The sequence below is a fragment of the Pseudomonas sp. FSL R10-2189 genome (genome assembly GCF_009600325.1).
Classification (GTDB): domain Bacteria; phylum Pseudomonadota; class Gammaproteobacteria; order Pseudomonadales; family Pseudomonadaceae; genus Aquipseudomonas; species Aquipseudomonas helleri.
In genome coordinates this window covers 1-17,143 of the sequence record NZ_WIVZ01000064.1, presented here as the reverse complement: position 1 = coordinate 17,143, position 17,143 = coordinate 1, and the positions used below count along the sequence as shown (strand labels likewise).

Below are 17,143 nucleotides of genomic sequence, written 5' to 3'. Positions count from 1 at the left end.
GCTTACATTTTCTAAGATCCTCGACTCCTTTTCCAGCCGGTCAGATTTTTTCTACACCCTTAAATGCGAAGAGCCACAAAACCTCAGTTGGAGTGAACTGAACACCTCGCGCTATTCCGACAGCGACTACATGGTGCTATGGCGCACCTCCACGAGCAAAGACTGGAGCACCTCGGCTTTCGCCACCGAGGGCGGCTTTGGCGACATCGAAGAAACCCAAAAGACCCTGGCCTACAAACTCAAGGCCGACTGGAACAGCGTCCAGTGGCTGGGCATCGACCACGCGCTGCAAACCGGCCTGGAACTGTCGCAAAGCTCGGCCAGCTATGAACGCAATAAACCTTACAGCAGCTACAGCGTCGCCAGCACCGACACCTGCATGGGCAACGACCCGTATTGCTCCATCGGCCAGACCGCCAATGGCTGGGCCGGGCAATACGCCAACAAGATGACCCTGACCCAGGGCAAAGTCGCCTTCGACACGCGCTCATGGGCGTTATACCTGCAAGATGAAATGCGCTACAAACGCCTCACCGTGCGGCCCGGCGTGCGCATCGACGGCGACAACTACATGAACCAGACCACCGTGGCCCCGCGCCTGGCCATTGAACTGGACGTGTTCGGCGACAACAAAACCCGCATCACCGGCGGCGCCAACCGTTACTACGGGCGCAACCTGTACGCCTACCGCCTGCGCGACGGCATCGCCGCCATGGGCACTGAATACAGCCGGGCCAGCCAGACCTCTGACTGGGTGATGGGCAAGCAAAACGCCAACGACAGCAAGTTCAACCAACTGAAAGTGCCCTATGACGATGAGCTGACACTGGGCCTGAGCCACGTGCAGTGGGACACCGAGTTCGCCGTCAAATACGTCAAGCGCATGGGCCGCGAGCAAGTCAGCCGCGCCTGGGGCGCGCAAATCGGCCAGCCCTCCGAAGACACCGGCGCCCTGGCGGCCAACTACTACACCTACTACAACGGCGGCAAAAGCGACGCCGACATCTACACCCTCACCATCACCCCGCTGCAAGCCTTTACCCTGGGCAGCACCCGCACCTCGGGCCAGTTCGCCATGGACTGGAGCAAGATCAACAACACCGGCCTGTCGAACTACAACGCCAGCATTGGCGCCATTTACGTTGAAGACCCGACGATCCAGTACGACGGCAAGTTCATGAAGTATTCCGACATGCCTGCGACCAACTACAACCGGCCATGGACAGCACGCCTGACGACCATCACCGAAATCGACCCCTTGAACCTCACCTGGAGCAACTTCCTGCGTTATCGCGATGGCTATCGCCGCATTGCCGCCACGGGCAAAAAAGTCGTGCATGAAGGCTCCGAAGCTTACGTGTGGGCCGAAACACCGTATGCCGGCGCACTGACCTGGGACACCCGGCTGGCCTGGAAAATGCCCACTGCCAAAGACCAGGCCGTGTTCGTCAACCTCGACGTCACCAACCTGCTGGACAAAAAAATCGTCGGCGCCACCGAAACCAGCGGCCTGCCCACCTTTGAAGTCGGGCGCCAATTCATGCTGGAAGTGGGGTACACCTTTTGAACCGCCTGACCGCCTGCTTCAACGCTGCACTGGCGTTAAGCTGCCTCGACGCCCACGCAGCCAGCGCTTGCGATGAGAAGTCCGCCCAGTACACGGCCTGCGTCGCCCAACTGTATCGCCAGCCCGTCGCCCAATGGCCTGCTCCGGAGGTAGACCCTGATGTGCACTGGCAAGAGATGGCCGCCCTGCCCGACCACGCCCCGGCACCGCCCGAAAACCCCTTTAGTGAGGCCAAGGCCGAACTGGGTAAAAAGCTGTTTAATGACCCCAAACTGTCGCGCTCCGGGCAAATTGCCTGCGCGTCCTGTCATGAAGCCGACATGGCTTTTGCCGATGGTCGTCGGGTGTCGTTTGGGCATGATCGTCAGAGCGGACGCCGCAATGCCCCCAGCCTGGTGATGAGCGGTTACAGCACCCACCTGTTTTGGGACGGCCGGGGCGGCAGCCTCGAGCAACAAGCCCTGCACCCCATCGTCGACCCCGTGGAAATGGCCTTTGATATCCCGTCGTTGCTCGAACGGCTCAATGCCGACGCGGATTATCGGCAACAATTTGCCCAGGTCTTCGGCCCCGGCCCGATCACCCCCGAACTCACCGGGCAAGCCCTCGCTACTTTCCAGCGCACCTTGGTCAAAGCCACGCGCAACACCGCCTTCGAGCAACTACTGCGCGGTCGCCCGCAGCGCATGAGCGATGAGCAGCTCTACGGCCTGCACCTGTTTCGCACCAAAGCGCGCTGCATGAACTGCCACTTTGGCCCGGCCCTCAGCGACGAACAGTTCCATAACGTGGGGCTGAGTTATTACGGGCGCAAATACGAAGACCTGGGGCGCTATGAAGTGACACGCCAGCCACAGGATGTGGGCGCCTTTCGCACCCCGTCCTTGCGGCTGGTGATGAAGACCGCGCCTTGGATGCACAACGGCCTGTTCGTCAACATGGAAGGTACGCTGGCGTTCTACAACATGGGCATGCCGCGCCCGCGACCCACCGCGCAACAGGCCAATGACCCGTTGTTTCCGAGCACCAGCGAACGCCTGAAAGCACTGAACCTGGACAAGGACGAACTGCGAGCCTTGCGCAGTTTTCTCGACACGCTCTAGCGCCAGCAACATCACAACTCGTCGCACAAGCGCAATTGGACGCTGGGTCAAGCGCACTTGAGAAACAATATCGTTTATTATTGTTACAAGTTTTGTAGTACCAAAGTGAGGAACCCAGCGAATGATGCTCCGAAATACCCGGCTTGCGACATCTCTACTGCGCGGCCTGACGCTCTCCATCCTCGGTCTTGCACTGACCTCCCCCGCCTACGCAGCCGACCCCGTCACCCTGACGCTGTACAACGGCCAGCACAAAGAAGTGGGCGACAACCTGGCCGCCGCCTTTGAAGCCAAAACCGGCATTCACGTCAACGTGCGCAAGGGCAGCAGCAACCAACTGGCCAGCCAGATCATGGAAGAAGGCGACCGCTCCCCGGCTGACGTGTTTTACGCCGAAGAATCGCCGCCCCTGAACAACCTGGGCGAGCAAGGCTTTCTGGCCAAGGCCGACGACAGCACCCTGCAAGCGCTGCCCAAAGAATACGTGGCCGCCAATGGCACTTGGATCGGCGTGACCGCACGCACCCGCGTCGTGGCGTTCAACCCCAAGCTGATCAAGGAAGAAGACCTGCCCAAATCGGTACTCGATTTCGCCAACCCTGAATGGCAAGGCAAAGTCGGCTTCGTCCCCACCAGCGGCGCCTTTCAGGAACAGGCCGTGGCCATTATCAAACTGCACGGTCGCGACGCCGCAGAAGAATGGCTGACCGGACTGCGCGCCTTCGGCAAAACCTACACCAACAACATGGTGGCGCTCAAAGCGGTGGAAAACGGCGAAGTCGCCACCGTGCTGGTGAACAACTACTACTGGTTCGCCCTGGAAAAAGAGAAAGGCAAACTGGACTCCAAACTGCACTACTTCACCGACGGTGATGCGGGCGGCTTGATCACTGTGTCCAGCGCAGGCGTGATCAAAGCCAGCAAGCACCCCAAAGAAGCCCAGCAACTGCTCGCCTACATGGCCAGCGAAGAAGGCCAGCGGGTGATCACCAACACCACCGCCGAATACCCGATGCGCAAAGGCATGGTGTCGGACCGTGGTCTCAAGCCATTCGAAGAGCTGCAAGCGCCGAAAATCACCCCGGCTGACCTGGGCAACGCCGAAGAAGCGCTGGACCTCGAACGCGACACCGGCCTGCTCTGATGCTCGCTACCGCCCACCCTGTGCGCCACACCCTTAAGCGCAAAAGGCCGTCGATCTGGCTGCTGCTGCCCGTCCTGCTGCTGGTCGGGCTCAGCCTGCTGCCGCTGCTGTATGTCGCCACCAAAGCCTGGCAAGCCGGCTGGACGCAGGCGCTGAGCCTGTTGTGGCGGCCGTATGTGTTCGGCCTGATGCGCAACACGCTGCTGCTGATGGTGGGCGTCACCGTGACCTGCGCCGTGGTCGGCCTGTCGCTGGCCTGGTTGCTGGAACGCAGCAACTTGCCGGGGCGGCGCCTGTGGGGCGTGATCCTGTGCTTGCCGTTTGCCGTCCCGGCATTCGTCAGCAGCTTCACCTGGGTATCCCTCAGCGCCAGCTTTGAAGGCCTGGGCGGGGCCATTTTGGTGATGAGCCTGTCCAAATACCCGCTGATTTTTTTGCCGGTCGCCGCGACCCTGCGCAACCTTGACCCGGCCCTGGAAGAATCAGCGCGCACCCTGGGGCAGAACCGTTGGGGGGTGTTTTTCAAGATCACCCTGCCGCTGCTCTGGCCTTCACTCCTGGCTGGCTCGCTGCTGATTGCCTTGCACATGCTGGTGGAGTTTGGCGCGCTGTCGATCATCGGCCTGCAAACCTTTACCACTGCGATCTACCAGCAATTTGAACTGGAATTCAGCAACGCCAATGCGGCGATGCTGTCGGCGGTGCTGCTGGTAATGTGCCTGAGCCTGTTGTGGCTGGAGCTGAAAGTACGCGGCAAAGGCCGCCACATTCGCATCGGCCAGGGCGCCGCACGGCGCGCCGAGCAAGTGCGGCTGGGCAAATGGTCGCTGGTGGGGCAAGTGTATTGCCTGCTGCTGGCGGTGATTGGCAGCGGCATCCCGCTGGGCATGCTGGCGTACTGGCTGATCAAGGGCAGCTCGGCGGCCTTCCCGATGGCCGCGATTGGCGAGGCGTTGTTCTCGTCGCTGGCCTTGTCGTTGGGCGGCGCAGCTCTGTGCCTGGTGCTGGCGGTGCCGGTGGGGTTGCTGGTGGTGCGTTACAAAGGCCAATTGGCGATCTGGGCCGAACGCCTGCCGTACCTGCTGCACGCCCTGCCGGGCCTGGTCATTGCCCTGGCGCTGGTGTACTTCTCACTGCATTACGTGCCGGCGCTGTATCAGACCTCGGCATTGCTGCTGGTGGCGTATGCGCTGCTGTTTTTGCCTTTGGCGCAAGCACCGATCCGCACCGCGCTGAACAAGGCCGCCCCGCAACTGGAAGAAGCCGCCCGTACGTTGGGCGCCTCATCGTTCTCGGCGTTTTGCCGGGTGACCTTGCCGATCATCTTCCCGGCGTTGGGCGCGGCGTTTGCGCTGGTGTTTCTCGACGCTATGAAAGAACTGACCGCCACCTTGCTGCTGAGCCCGACCGGGCTTAACACCTTGGCCACCCAAGTGTGGGCGCACACCTCGAATGTCGAATTTGCGGCCGCGGCGCCTTATGCCGCGCTGTTGATCGTGGTGTCGGGCTTGCCGGTGTATTTGCTGACCACGCGGATGTATTTGAGCCGCTGAAGCCGCCCTCACCCCAACCCTCTCCCAGAGGGAGAGGGAGCTTTACCGAGGTGGTATCGGATTCAGCGCCATTGCTTGCAGACCGCAAATCATCACCAAGATCCCCCAATCAGTCCCCTCTCCCTCCGGGAGAGGGCTAGGGTGAGGGTGAGGGTCTTTTCCCACACAATTCGCAACGCCTGCACCGGCCTCGTCCCTTTCATTCGCAGGACCTTTCCTAGAGAATCCTCACCGCCTTGTGGCGCTGGAACTGCGCGGATAGTCTCGACGGGTCACTGATTTCAGTGGCCGGTTTTGACAGACCGTCTGATCTCGCATGACCACTACTATGTTATGGCGGCCATGTGCGGGGCATCTTCGGGTGCGCCGAGTTCGCGAGACTCCTCGGTCTGTCAACCCGCACATAGCTGCCACCCTTCCGATTGACAGCGGATTGACGACAGCTCCAACGTTTGGAGTTTCTCGCATGGATAAAATCGTCCCAGACCCACCCCTCGATGCCTTCCACACCAGCGCCCATCGCGGCACGCTGCTGTTCACCACCCACCCCGGTATTCCCGCACGTCACGCGCTTGAACACGTTTCGCTGCTGCTTAAAGGTGCAGAGTTAAACGCCGACGACATTAGCGCCCACCTCTCAGGCCTTGAAGCCGAACAGCTGTGGAATGTTATTCACAGTATGGAGATGGCCCGTGCGCTGGTGGACTCGCTGCTGACTGATTAATGCTCGCCATGAATGCGCTTGTGCGTAACCGCCAACCCTCACCCCAACCCTCTCCCGGTGGGAGAGGGAGCTTTACCGAGGTGGATTCGGATTCAGCGCCATTGCTTGCAGACCGCAAATCATCACCAAGATCCCCCAATCAGTCCCCTCTCCCTCCGGGAGAGGGCTAGGGTGAGGGGCTTTTGATGTTAAGCCCTGAACTGCCCCAAACTGGCCTTCAACTGCCCTGCCAGGCTGTCCAGCACCTTGCCGCTGGCCGTGGTCTGCGTGACGGCCTCGGCCGCGCGTTCGGCCTGGGCATGGATCACTTCGACCCGCCCACGCACTGCATGGGCGCCCTGGGCCTGATGCGCTGCGGCTTTGGTCGCATCGTCTATGGCCGTGTGCACTTGCTCAACCGAGGCCTGCACGGTCTTCTGCAATTTCACGCTGCCGCGCAACACCGCCAGGCCTTCGTCCGCCTGACGCCCGGCCTGCGCAATTGCCGCGACCGCCTCTTTCGCGCCCTGCTGCAAGGCCACGATGTGTGCCTGAATATCGCCGGTAGAGCTTTGCGTTTTGCTCGCCAAGGCGCGGACTTCATCGGCCACCACCGCAAAGCCGCGCCCCGTCTCGCCTGCCCGCGCCGCTTCAATGGCGGCGTTCAACGCCAGCAGGTTGGTCTGCTCGGCAATGCCATGGATCACCGTCAGCACCACTTCGATCTGCTCGCTTTGCTGCGCCAGCCGCTCAATCACTTTGGCGCCCTCGCCCACTTGCCCGGCCAGCGCTTCAATCAAGCCGCCCACTTGCGCCGAGGTGCGGGTGTTTTCGTCAGTCGCCTGACGAATGTCCACCACCTGGCGCAGCGCCGCCTGCATCGCCTGGCTTTCAGACTGCGCCGCATCGGCCATGGTCGACAGCGCCTCAAGGCTTTGCGCCACTTCATCGCGCTGCAACTGCGCCGCCGCATCCGCCCCGGCATTGAGCATCGTCATCACGCCAATCTCGACCCCGGTACGCTGGGCCACATCCCCCGCTTCACGCACGATGGGCTGCAACTTGTCGACAAAACGGTCAACCGCTGCCGCCATGTCGCCAATCTCGTCTTTGCTGCTCAGGCCCACGCGCTTGGTCAGGTCACCCTCGCCCGCCGCCAAGTCATTCAGGGCGGCGTTAAGCAGCAGTAACTTGCTCACCACGCGCCGCCCCAACACCACCGCCAGTACCAGCAACACGCCAAGCCCCACCAGCGCCAGGCTCAAGCCGATGCGCCAGCGTAGCGCTTCTGCCGCCTCGCGGACGGTGTGCGCGGTATTGACCTGCATTTGTGCGGCCGCTGCCTGCGCCGACTGCAAACGCGCGCCCAGGGCCTTGGAGCTTTCGCTGGCCGCGCCTTGCAGGCTGTCGTCGACCAACTGATCACTGCTTACGATCAACGACGCAAAACGCTGATCCAGCGCCGCCAGCGACTGTTCGACCGAGGCAGTAGAAACGCCCATCAACACTTTGCCGATCACAACGCCATTGGGGCTGATGGGCGCCTCGAGGTAATACACCGCCGGATCGTTGCGCGCAGCATCGAGGACTTTATCCAGCGCGCGCTCGCCCTTGCCCTTTTCCAGCAGGGCTTTGTTGATCGGGTTATCACGGTTGAGGTAGCGCGTCAGATGTTGCCCCGAGGCATCGTCATACACCACGAACAGCACATTGGGATTGCGCTGGGCACGCCGAGCGAAGTCCGACAGGGTCGGCACATCGTTGTCCCAAATGGCCCGGGACGAGACGGCCGCCAGCAACTGCGCCATGTCGTTCGCAGAGTCTTTGAGGCTCTGTTCGAGCATTTCCCAGAGCTGCATCTGTTCGTCTTTAAGGCGCGGCTCCAGGCCTGCGGTCAGACGCTGGCGGGTGCTGACTGACAACCCGTCCAGGTTGCTCTTGACCTCACGCCCGGCCAACTCCAGTTCGGCCGCCAACTGCTTGCTGTCTGCACTCAGCCCCGCATCCAGATCGGACTCCAGGGCCGTGACCGTGCTCCGCGTCAGTGCGACAGCCACCAGCACTTGCACCAAAAGAGCGATACCGAGGGTAACGAATACCGGCCGCAACAAACGGCTTTGTAACAATGAGAGTACGGCAGACACAGAAAACCCCTCCACAACGGTGCCATTATTTTGATGGCACGCTTATGGCGTTTTTGAAGCAAGGGTCATGCCGTGGATCTCTTGCGGGACTTCCAGTCTTCGACGCCGCGCTGTCGCGCAGCAAACAGGCCATCGATAATCGACAGCATCCCCCAATCGGTTCCCTCTCCTTCGGGAGAGGGCTAGGGTGAGGGTTGCTCTTGATTTGAGTGCATATCCGTTGCTGCGGCAACGGCCACTTAGGGTTCCGGCCTTACGCCGTGGGCCCGCCGCGTTCGGCCAGCGTGGTTTAACGGGGCCTCTTAGATCAAGATCAAAAACCAGATCAAGATCAACAGATCGCGAGGCAAGCTCGCTCCTACAGAGGGCTAAAACAACAAAGGGCCCCGAAGGGCCCTTTGTTTTGCATCGCGACGTGTTACGCGAACGGGTGACGCAGAACGATGGTTTCGTTGCGGTCCGGACCTGTCGAGACGATGTCGATCGGCGCGCCGATCAGTGCTTCTACGCGCTTGATGTAAGCACGGGCGTTTTCTGGCAGCTCTTCCAGGGTTTTGGCACCCACGGTCGATTCGGTCCAGCCCGGTACTTCTTCGTACACAGGCTGCAGGCCTACGTAGCTGTCAGCGTCGGTTGGCGCCACTTCGTTGCCGTCTGCATCTTTGTAGCCAACGCAGATGTTGATGGTTTCCAGACCGTCGAGTACGTCCAGCTTGGTCAGGCAGATGCCCGAGATGCTGTTCACGTCGATAGCGCGACGCAGGATAACGGCGTCGAACCAGCCGCAACGACGGGCACGGCCGGTGGTGGCACCGAACTCGTGACCTTGCTTGGCCAGGTGAGCGCCGACGTCGTCGAACAGCTCAGTCGGGAACGGGCCCGAGCCCACGCGAGTGGTGTAAGCCTTGGTGATGCCCAGGATGTAGTCCAGGAACATCGGGCCAACGCCCGAACCGGTCGCAACGCCACCGGCGGTGGTGTTGGAGCTGGTCACGTACGGGTAGGTACCGTGGTCGATGTCCAGCAGCGAACCTTGAGCGCCTTCGAACATGATGTCTTTGCCAGCGCGACGCAGGTCGTGCAGCTCAGCGGTCACGTCCAGCATCAGCGGCTTCAACAGCTCAGCGTATTCTTTGCACTCGGCCAGCGTCTTGTCGAAGTCGATGGCGGTTTCTTTGTAGTAACCGACCAGCATGAAGTTGTGGTAATCCACCAGCTCACGCAGTTTGGCTTCGAAACGCGGCATGTTCAGCAGATCGCCAACGCGCAGACCGCGACGGGCAACCTTGTCTTCGTATGCCGGGCCAATGCCGCGACCGGTTGTACCGATCTTCAGCTCGCCACGGGCTTTTTCGCGGGCCTGGTCCAGTGCAACGTGGAACGACAGGATCAGCGGGCAGGACGGGCTGATACGCAGGCGCTCACGCACCGGTACGCCTTTCTCTTCCAGCTTGATGATTTCACGCAACAGAGCGTCTGGAGCAACCACCACACCGTTGCCGATCAGGCACTGCACGCCTTCGCGCAATACGCCCGACGGAATCAGGTGCAGAACGGTTTTTTCGCCGTCGATCACCAAGGTGTGGCCAGCGTTGTGGCCACCTTGGTAGCGCACTACAGCGGCAGCATGTTCGGTCAGCAGATCAACGATCTTGCCTTTGCCCTCATCACCCCACTGGGTGCCCAGGACTACGACATTCTTACCCATAACACTTGTCCTCATTCGCGCAAACTTGGTGCCGGCAACCGCCGGCAGGAAAACTCAAGAAGCCAGCGGCACGACGTGCCACAAGCCGTTCTGCTGAATCAATTGGCGGTCGCAGTCCGCATCACGGGCGGCGGTCTGTGGCTGGCCAGGCAATGCCTGAACCACACGCTGACCTTCACTGCGAAGCTGGCAAACCTGCTGCCAGAGTGCCGCATCTGTGCTGTCAGGCATCCAGATACCGCCAGACGGTAGCTGAACCTCAGCACGCCCCAGGGTTACCAGGGTTTTCAAATCGGTCGAAAAACCGGTCGCCGGACGGGCACGCCCAAACACAGCACCGATATCGTCATAACGACCGCCCTGAGCGATGGAATCCCCAACGCCCGGAACAAACACCGCAAACACCACACCTGTGTGGTAGTGATACCCACGCAACTCACCCAGGTCAAAATACAGCGGCAACTGCGGGAAACGCACCGACAACCGCTCGGCAATGGCCTGCAAGTCGTCCAGAGCTGCCATCACCTCGGCCGGAGCCTTGGCCAGACGCTCACGCGCAGCAACCAGCACATCACGGCCGCCACACAAACCCACCAATGCCTGAAGCATGTCAGCCAGATCGGCCGGCAAACCTTCGGTCAAGGCTGTTACTTCGTCGATCGCCTTGCGTTGCAGGGCGTCGAACAATTGTTGTTCCACTTCAACCGACAGGTTGGCCGCACGGGCCAGCCCACGGTAAATGCCGACATGCCCCAGGTCCATGTGCACATCCGGCACATCGGCCAGTTGCAGCATGGCCAGCATCAAGCTGATGACTTCTACATCGCTGCTCGGGCTGGCATCGCCATACAACTCGGCGCCCAACTGGATCGGGCTGCGCGAGGACGACAATGCACGCGGTTGAGCATGCAGAACGCTACCGGCGTAGCACAGACGGCTCGGGCCTTCATGACGCAAGGTATGCGCATCAATGCGCGCCACTTGCGGCGTGATGTCGGCACGAAAACCCATCTGGCGACCCGTCTTGGGGTCAATAACCTTAAAGGTCCGCAGGTCGAGATCCTGGCCGGCCCCTGTCAGCAGGGACTCCAGGTATTCGATATGCGGGGTGACGACGAACTCATAGCCCCAGCTCTGGAACAGATCCAACACCTGACGCCGCGCGACTTCAATGCGCGCAGCTTCTGGTGGAAGTACTTCTTCGATGCCATCTGGCAGAAGCCAGCGGTCTACCGTTGCCATTACGCCATTCCCCTATGATCCGGGTGGCCAGCCAGCAGGCAAGCCTTGAGTAAAGCAGAACGTGGCTGCGTCTTTAGCGCGCACAGCAAAAAAGCCTGAATGACAGGCTCAGCACATTCCTCGAAAAATCTACCGATGCTGTCACAGCCATTCGGTCAATCAAACATGCAGACGCAAAAAAGCCGGGAATTTCCCGGCTGCCGCATCATACACACGTTTTCTAAAAGGATCACCCCGCGAGGCAATTTGCCCGCCCGGCGGAGTGCGTGTACAGGATGCTTTTTTGCTGCAGGAGCGAGCTTTCAAGATCAAAAGATCGTGAGGCAAGCTCGCTCCTACCGGTTTACTGCGGCTTGGACTTGTCCAGGTAGCGGAAGAACTCGCTGCTTGGGTCCAGAACCAATACGTCGCTCTTGTTCGCAAAGCTTTCGCGGTAAGCGCGCAGGCTGCGATAGAACTTGTAGAACTCCTGGTCCTGACCGTAAGCCTTGGAGTAAATCGCAGCAGCCTGGGCATCGCCATCACCGCGTGCTTCTTCGGACTGACGATAAGCCTCGGCCAGCAGAACACGACGTTGACGGTCGGCGTCAGCACGAATGCCTTCTGCCAGCTCGTTACCCTTGGCCCGATGCTCGCGTGCTTCACGCTCACGCTCGGTGCTCATACGTTCGAAAACGCTGCGGTTTACTTCTTTAGGCAGGTCAATGGCCTTGACGCGAACGTCGACCACTTCAATACCCAGCTCTTTCTCAGCCATTTTGTTCAGCGATGCGGTGATGTCAGCCATCAATGCATCACGCTCACCCGACACCACTTCGTGCAAGGTGCGCTTACCGAACTGGTCACGCAGGCCCGATTCCAGACGACGCGACAGGCGCTCGTCAGCAATCTGCTTCATGCCCGAAGTCGCGGTGTAGAAGCGCTCGGCATCTTTCACACGCCACTTGGCAAAAGCATCGACCATGACCGCTTTCTTTTCCAGCGTCAGGAAACGCTGCGTCGGCGCATCCAGCGTCATCAGGCGGGCGTCAAACTTGCGCACCTGGTTAACGTAAGGGATCTTCACGTGCAGGCCTGGCTGAACATCGGCCTGAACCACACGGCCGAAGCGCAACAGCACGGCACGTTCGGTTTGCGAGACGATGTAGAAGCTGTTCCAGGCAACGATCGCCACAACAACGGCAACAATAAGGGCGACCAGCGATTTATTGCTCATCAGCGACTCTCCCTGGTACGCGGTGGTGTCGGCAGATCCGTGTTGATGTGCGTGCCAGCATCAGAACTGCTCGCCGCAGCTGCCGAACCCGTTACCGAGTTGCTGCCGCCAGTACGGCCTTCAATCATTTTGTCCAACGGCAAGTACAGCAGGTTGCTCTGGCCGTTTTTGTTGCCGGTCACGAGTACTTTGCTGGTGTTGCTGAAGACATCCTGCATGGTGTCCAGGTACAGACGGTCACGGGTCACGTCAGGATTTTTGCGGTACTCGGCCACCAGCTTGGTAAAGCGGTCAGCTTCACCCTTGGCGCGAGATACCACTTCATCGCGGTAACCGTTGGCATCTTCGATGATGCGCTGTGCCTGACCACGGGCTTCCGGAACCACGCCATTGGCGTAGCTTTCGGCCTGGTTGCGGGCACGCTGCTCGTCTTCACGGGCACGGATCACGTCATCAAAGGCTTCTTGTACTTCACGCGGTGCAGCAGCGTTTTGTACGTTGACCTGAGTCACCGTAATACCGGTTTTGTAGGTATCGAGGAAACGCTGCAGGCGCTCCTTGATCTCTACTGCCATTTGTTCACGGCCATCGGTCAACACCTGGTCCATCGACGTGGAACCCACGACGTGACGCAAGGCACTGTCTGTGGCTTGCTGCAGGCTGACTTCCGGTTGATCAACGTTCAGCACGTAGTCGCGCAGGTTGCTGATCTTGTACTGCACGGTCAGCGGCACTTCGACGATGTTTTCGTCTTCAGTGAGCATCTGGCCCTGCTTGGTGTACGCACGCTCACGCGTTACGTTTTCCATGTACTTTTTATCGAACGGCGGCAAGTAGATGTTCAGACCCGGACCTACCGTGTCGTAGTACTTGCCCAGGCGCAGCACGACGGCTTGCTCCTGCTCGTCGACCACATAAACCGCGCTGTACAGCCAGACGGCTGCCATAACGACCAGTACCAGGCCGAGCACACCGAAGCCGGCGCTCTTACCGCCAGAGCCACCTTCGTTGCCACCGCCACCGGTACGTTTTTTTCCACCACCGAACAACCCATTCAGGCTTTCCTGCAGCTTTCGGAAGGCCTCGTCGAGATCCGGTGGTCCCTTGCGGTCGCCATTTTTAGGGCGTTTGCTACCCCAGGGATCTTGATTGTTCGAGTTGCCACCCGGCTCATTCCAAGCCATAGCGCTCTCCATCTGATAAAGCAAAGACGCGCCCACGGCGCGCCGACCAATGCTACAGAATGCCTACCACAGCGGCACGGCCGCTTTAGGAGGCTTTTATTGCAAAGTGTGTTCTTCGATGAATTCCAGCGGTTGCATCCCTTCACGGCTGACCAAGCGATTGAGCTCGGAACGCGGCAGGCGTACGTCCAACAAACTGGAGCCCTCATCGTCATGCGCTTCTTTTTGCACAACCCCCAGTTCGAAGAACTGTGCACGCAGTCGAGCAAAACGTTGCGGCAAGCGCAAGGTGCCAACGAACAAATCACTGCCCAGCAACTCGGCAATGGCCTGTTCAAGCAGCTCCAGACCTTGGTTTTCACGGGCCGACAACCAGACCCGCTGCGGTTTGCCATCGGCATCACCCTGGATCTGCGGCTCTACACCTTCAAGCAAATCGATTTTGTTGTAGACCTCAAGGATCGGCAAGTCCTGCGCGCCAATCTCGTTGAGGACGATCATCACCTGTTCGATCTGCTGCATGCGCTCGGGCTCATGCGCGTCGATCACGTGCAGCAGCAAATCCGAATTGCTCGACTCTTCGAGCGTAGACCGGAATGCTTCAACAAGCTTGTGCGGCAAGTGACGAATAAAGCCCACGGTATCGGCCAGTACGATCGGCCCCAGATCGTCCAGGTCAACGCGGCGCAAGGTCGGGTCGAGCGTGGCGAACAATTGGTCTGCGGCAAATACGTCTGACTGCGTGACCGCATTGAACAACGTGGACTTACCGGCGTTGGTATACCCCACCAGCGACACCGTAGGAATATCGGCGCGTTGGCGCCCTCTACGGGACTGTTCACGTTGGCTGCGGACTTTTTTCAGACGCGACTTGATCTGGCTGATGCGGATACGCAACAGACGGCGGTCGGTTTCAAGCTGGGTTTCACCCGGCCCGCGCATACCAATGCCGCCACCTTGACGCTCAAGGTGGGTCCAGCCGCGCACAAGACGCGTGCTCATGTGATCAAGCTGGGCCAGTTCGACCTGTAGCTTGCCTTCATGGGTACGGGCGCGTTGAGCGAAGATGTCGAGAATCAGCCCGGTGCGGTCAAGCACGCGACACTCGAACACACGTTCGAGGTTACGCTCCTGACTGGGCGTGAGGACGTGATTGAAAATCACAATGTCGACCTTCTCGGCCTTGACCAGGTCGCGCAACTCCTCGACCTTGCCACTGCCAATCAGGTACTTGGCCGAAGGCCGATGACGCGGCACGTTGAAAAACGCGACGGTCTCGGCGCCAGCCGATACTGCTAACTCCTGGAACTCCTGCGGATCTTCGTGCGCCTCAGGGTCCTGAACTTCCAAGTGAACGAGGATCGCCCGCTCACCACCACCGTGGCGCTCAAAGAACAAAGGAGACTCCTATCAAGCGTTACCTGGCTCAGCGTCTGCCAGATCAGATTCGCTCGCGCTAGGCAGACGGATCGGACGGACTGGGACGACTGTCGAGATAGCGTGTTTGTAAACCATTTGGCTCACGGTGTTTTTCAGCAGGATCACGAACTGGTCGAACGACTCGATAGTCCCCTGCAGCTTGATACCGTTGACCAGGTAGATGGAAACGCCAACCTTCTCTTTACGCAAAGTATTCAAGTAAGGGTCTTGTAGCGAATGCCCTTTTGACATGTGCCGCACTCCTGTAAGGATAAAAAAAATAGATACAAAAATTAGATGGCGATGTCGCCATACCCATAGGATAGACGGCAATTTCCGGGACTCAGCTCAATATGGAGACCGATCCCAAGTATTTCAAGGCGCGCGGCAGATTGTCGCAGTCCAGGCTGTCCAGCCAATGTAGATCATCCCAACCGCGCAACCAGGTGAACTGACGTTTGGCCAATTGGCGCGTAGCAATGATGCCGCGCTCCTGCATCTCGGTCGCTGTCAGCTTGCCGTCCAGATAATCCCAGACTTGGCGGTAGCCCACTGCACGTATAGACGGCAACCCGGCGTGCAGGTCACTTCTATCTCGCAGGGCTAAGACCTCGTCGATGAATCCCTGTTCCAGCATTTGCATGAATCTTTGCGCGATTCTTTCATGCAGCACCTGCCGGTTCGCCGGAGCGATGGCCAGTTGGGCGACAGTATAGGGCAATTGGCCGCCGCCAGAAGCTGCTGCTTTAGTAGATTCTTCAGATTGTTTGTGCCGGTGGGCCGTCATGCTCAGGCCGCTCACCCGATACACCTCTAACGCCCGGGTCAGACGCTGCGGGTCATTGGGGTGAATGCGCGCTGCCGACTCCGGGTCGACCGCTGCCAACTGATCATGCAGCGCCTGCCAGCCAAGGCGCCGGGCTTCTTCTTCGAGCTGCGCACGCACCTGCGGGTCGGCAGCTGGCATGTCGGCCAGACCTTCAAGCAACGCTTTGTAATACAACATTGTGCCGCCCACCAGCAGCGGGATATTGCCCCGTGCGGTGATCTCGGCCATGGATTGCAACGCATCGCGGCGAAAATCAGCCGCCGAATAGCTCTCGGCCGGATCAATGATGTCGATCAACCGGTGCGGATGCGCCGCCAGAATCTCTTTGGACGGCTTGGCCGTGCCGATGTCCATGCCGCGATACACCAGCGCCGAATCCACGCTGACCAGCTCGCAGGGCAATACTTTGCTCAGCTCGATCGCCAGATCGGTTTTGCCTGCGGCGGTGGGGCCCATCAAAAAGATGGCCGGGGGTAAAGCCTTGGAACCTGTCATCAGCGACCGCGCAAAAAAAGTTTGTCCAAGTCGTCCAGGCCCATTTGGGTCCAGGTGGGACGACCATGATTGCACTGACCGCTGCGCTCGGTGTTTTCCATGTCCCGCAACAAGCCGTTCATTTCCGGGATGGCCAAGCGCCGATTGGCCCGGATCGCGCCGTGGCACGCCATGGTACCGAGCAATTCGTTGAGGTGCGCCTGAATGCGGTCACTGGTGCCGTATTCCATCAAGTCGGCCAACACGTCATGCACCAGGCGCTGCGCCTCAGCCTGCTTGAGCAAGGCCGGGATCTGGCGAATGGCCAGAGTCTCCGGGCCCAAGCGCTGCAACTCAAAGCCCAGACGGCGGAACCACTCGCCATGCTCTTCGGCGCAATCGGCTTCACGCTGGCTGACCGCAATCGACTCAGGCACCAGCAGCGGCTGGCCGCTCAGGCCTTCGCTGGCCATGGCGATTTTGAGCCGCTCGTACATGATCCGCTCGTGGGCCGCGTGCATGTCCACCAGCACCAGGCCGTGGGCGTTTTCCGCGAGGATGTAGATGCCCTTGAGCTGTGCCAGGGCAAAGCCCAATGGCGGAATATCACCCTGCCCCTCGGGCATCGGCGCCGCCGTGGCCTCGGGCAATGGCGCGAAAAACTCGCGGTAGGCATTTTTGGCTTCAGCGGTCGCCATGGACGGCCCGGAAGTCGGCGGCCGGTAGTAAGACTGATAACCCGCCCCCGCCCCGGAACCCGGTACGTGCGCAGCCGGTGCGGCCTGAGGCTGCTCCAGCAGGTGCGCGGCCAGGCGCATCTCGCCTTGCGGGCCGAACTCACCGGCGTCGATCCCGGT

The 17,143-nt window shown here is 60.0% G+C and carries 12 protein-coding genes and 3 pseudogenes; 5 read left to right on the top strand and 10 right to left on the bottom strand.

The window, feature by feature from the left end; genetic code table 11:
* The 5 genes and pseudogenes from GHO32_RS25390 to GHO32_RS25370 all read left to right on the top strand — a co-directional run.
* A pseudogene (locus GHO32_RS25390) lies at positions 1-1,567 on the top strand (TonB-dependent receptor); the annotation flags it as partial.
* Positions 1,564-2,670 (top strand): cytochrome-c peroxidase, encoded by a 1,107-nt coding sequence (locus tag GHO32_RS25385; protein WP_153443056.1) that lies wholly within the window; start codon positions 1,564-1,566, stop codon positions 2,668-2,670. The pseudogene GHO32_RS25390 and the gene GHO32_RS25385, both read left to right, overlap by 4 nt.
* A 121-nt stretch (positions 2,671-2,791) precedes the next feature.
* A complete protein-coding gene (locus GHO32_RS25380; RefSeq protein WP_153336873.1) occupies positions 2,792-3,814 on the top strand; it encodes an iron ABC transporter substrate-binding protein in 1,023 nt (340 codons plus the stop codon).
* Positions 3,814-5,367: an iron ABC transporter permease gene (locus GHO32_RS25375; protein ID WP_153336874.1), complete on the top strand. Its 1,554-nt coding sequence runs from the start codon at positions 3,814-3,816 to the stop codon at positions 5,365-5,367. Before GHO32_RS25380 ends, GHO32_RS25375 begins: the two co-directional genes overlap by 1 nt.
* A gap of 466 nt (positions 5,368-5,833) precedes the next feature.
* Positions 5,834-6,091, top strand: coding sequence for a DUF3077 domain-containing protein (locus GHO32_RS25370; RefSeq protein WP_153336875.1), 258 nt, complete (start codon positions 5,834-5,836; stop codon positions 6,089-6,091).
* A gap of 188 nt (positions 6,092-6,279) precedes the next feature.
* Here the strand turns inward: GHO32_RS25370 and GHO32_RS27305 are convergent, their stop codons facing one another.
* The 10 genes and pseudogenes from GHO32_RS27305 to mutL form a co-directional block, all read right to left on the bottom strand.
* Positions 6,280-6,984, bottom strand: coding sequence for a methyl-accepting chemotaxis protein (locus GHO32_RS27305; RefSeq protein ID WP_372239840.1), 705 nt, complete (start codon positions 6,982-6,984; stop codon positions 6,280-6,282).
* Between the two features lie 201 nt (positions 6,985-7,185).
* Positions 7,186-7,398 (bottom strand): annotated as a pseudogene (locus GHO32_RS27300) (methyl-accepting chemotaxis protein); the annotation flags it as partial.
* Positions 7,399-8,632: 1,234 nt separating this feature from the next.
* Entirely contained in the window at positions 8,633-9,922 is a 1,290-nt protein-coding gene (locus GHO32_RS25360; protein ID WP_153336777.1) for an adenylosuccinate synthase, read from the bottom strand.
* Between the two features lie 54 nt (positions 9,923-9,976).
* Complete coding sequence (locus tag GHO32_RS25355; protein WP_153333288.1) at positions 9,977-11,164, bottom strand: ATP phosphoribosyltransferase regulatory subunit; 1,188 nt, start codon at positions 11,162-11,164, stop codon at positions 9,977-9,979.
* A 343-nt stretch (positions 11,165-11,507) separates the two neighbouring features.
* Positions 11,508-12,380, bottom strand: a complete 873-nt coding sequence (gene hflC / locus GHO32_RS25350; RefSeq protein ID WP_048366597.1) for a protease modulator HflC — start codon at positions 12,378-12,380, stop codon at positions 11,508-11,510.
* Positions 12,380-13,564, bottom strand: coding sequence for an FtsH protease activity modulator HflK (gene hflK, locus GHO32_RS25345; RefSeq protein ID WP_048366598.1), 1,185 nt, complete (start codon positions 13,562-13,564; stop codon positions 12,380-12,382). The genes hflC and hflK overlap by 1 nt, the downstream gene beginning before the upstream one ends.
* Positions 13,565-13,660: 96 nt before the next feature.
* Positions 13,661-14,962 carry a ribosome rescue GTPase HflX gene (gene hflX, locus GHO32_RS25340; RefSeq protein ID WP_153443054.1) on the bottom strand — a complete coding sequence of 434 codons (1,302 nt, stop codon included), beginning with the start codon at positions 14,960-14,962 and terminating at the stop codon, positions 13,661-13,663.
* Positions 14,963-14,974: 12 nt separating this feature from the next.
* Positions 14,975-15,235 (bottom strand): RNA chaperone Hfq, encoded by a 261-nt coding sequence (gene hfq / locus GHO32_RS25335; protein ID WP_048366600.1) that lies wholly within the window; start codon positions 15,233-15,235, stop codon positions 14,975-14,977.
* 91 nt (positions 15,236-15,326) lie between these two features.
* On the bottom strand, positions 15,327-16,307 hold the full coding sequence (gene miaA, locus GHO32_RS25330; RefSeq protein ID WP_153328370.1) for a tRNA (adenosine(37)-N6)-dimethylallyltransferase MiaA: 981 nt from the start codon (positions 16,305-16,307) through the stop codon (positions 15,327-15,329).
* Positions 16,307-17,143, bottom strand: a pseudogene (gene mutL, locus GHO32_RS25325) (DNA mismatch repair protein MutL); the annotation flags it as partial. The gene miaA and the pseudogene mutL, both read right to left, overlap by 1 nt.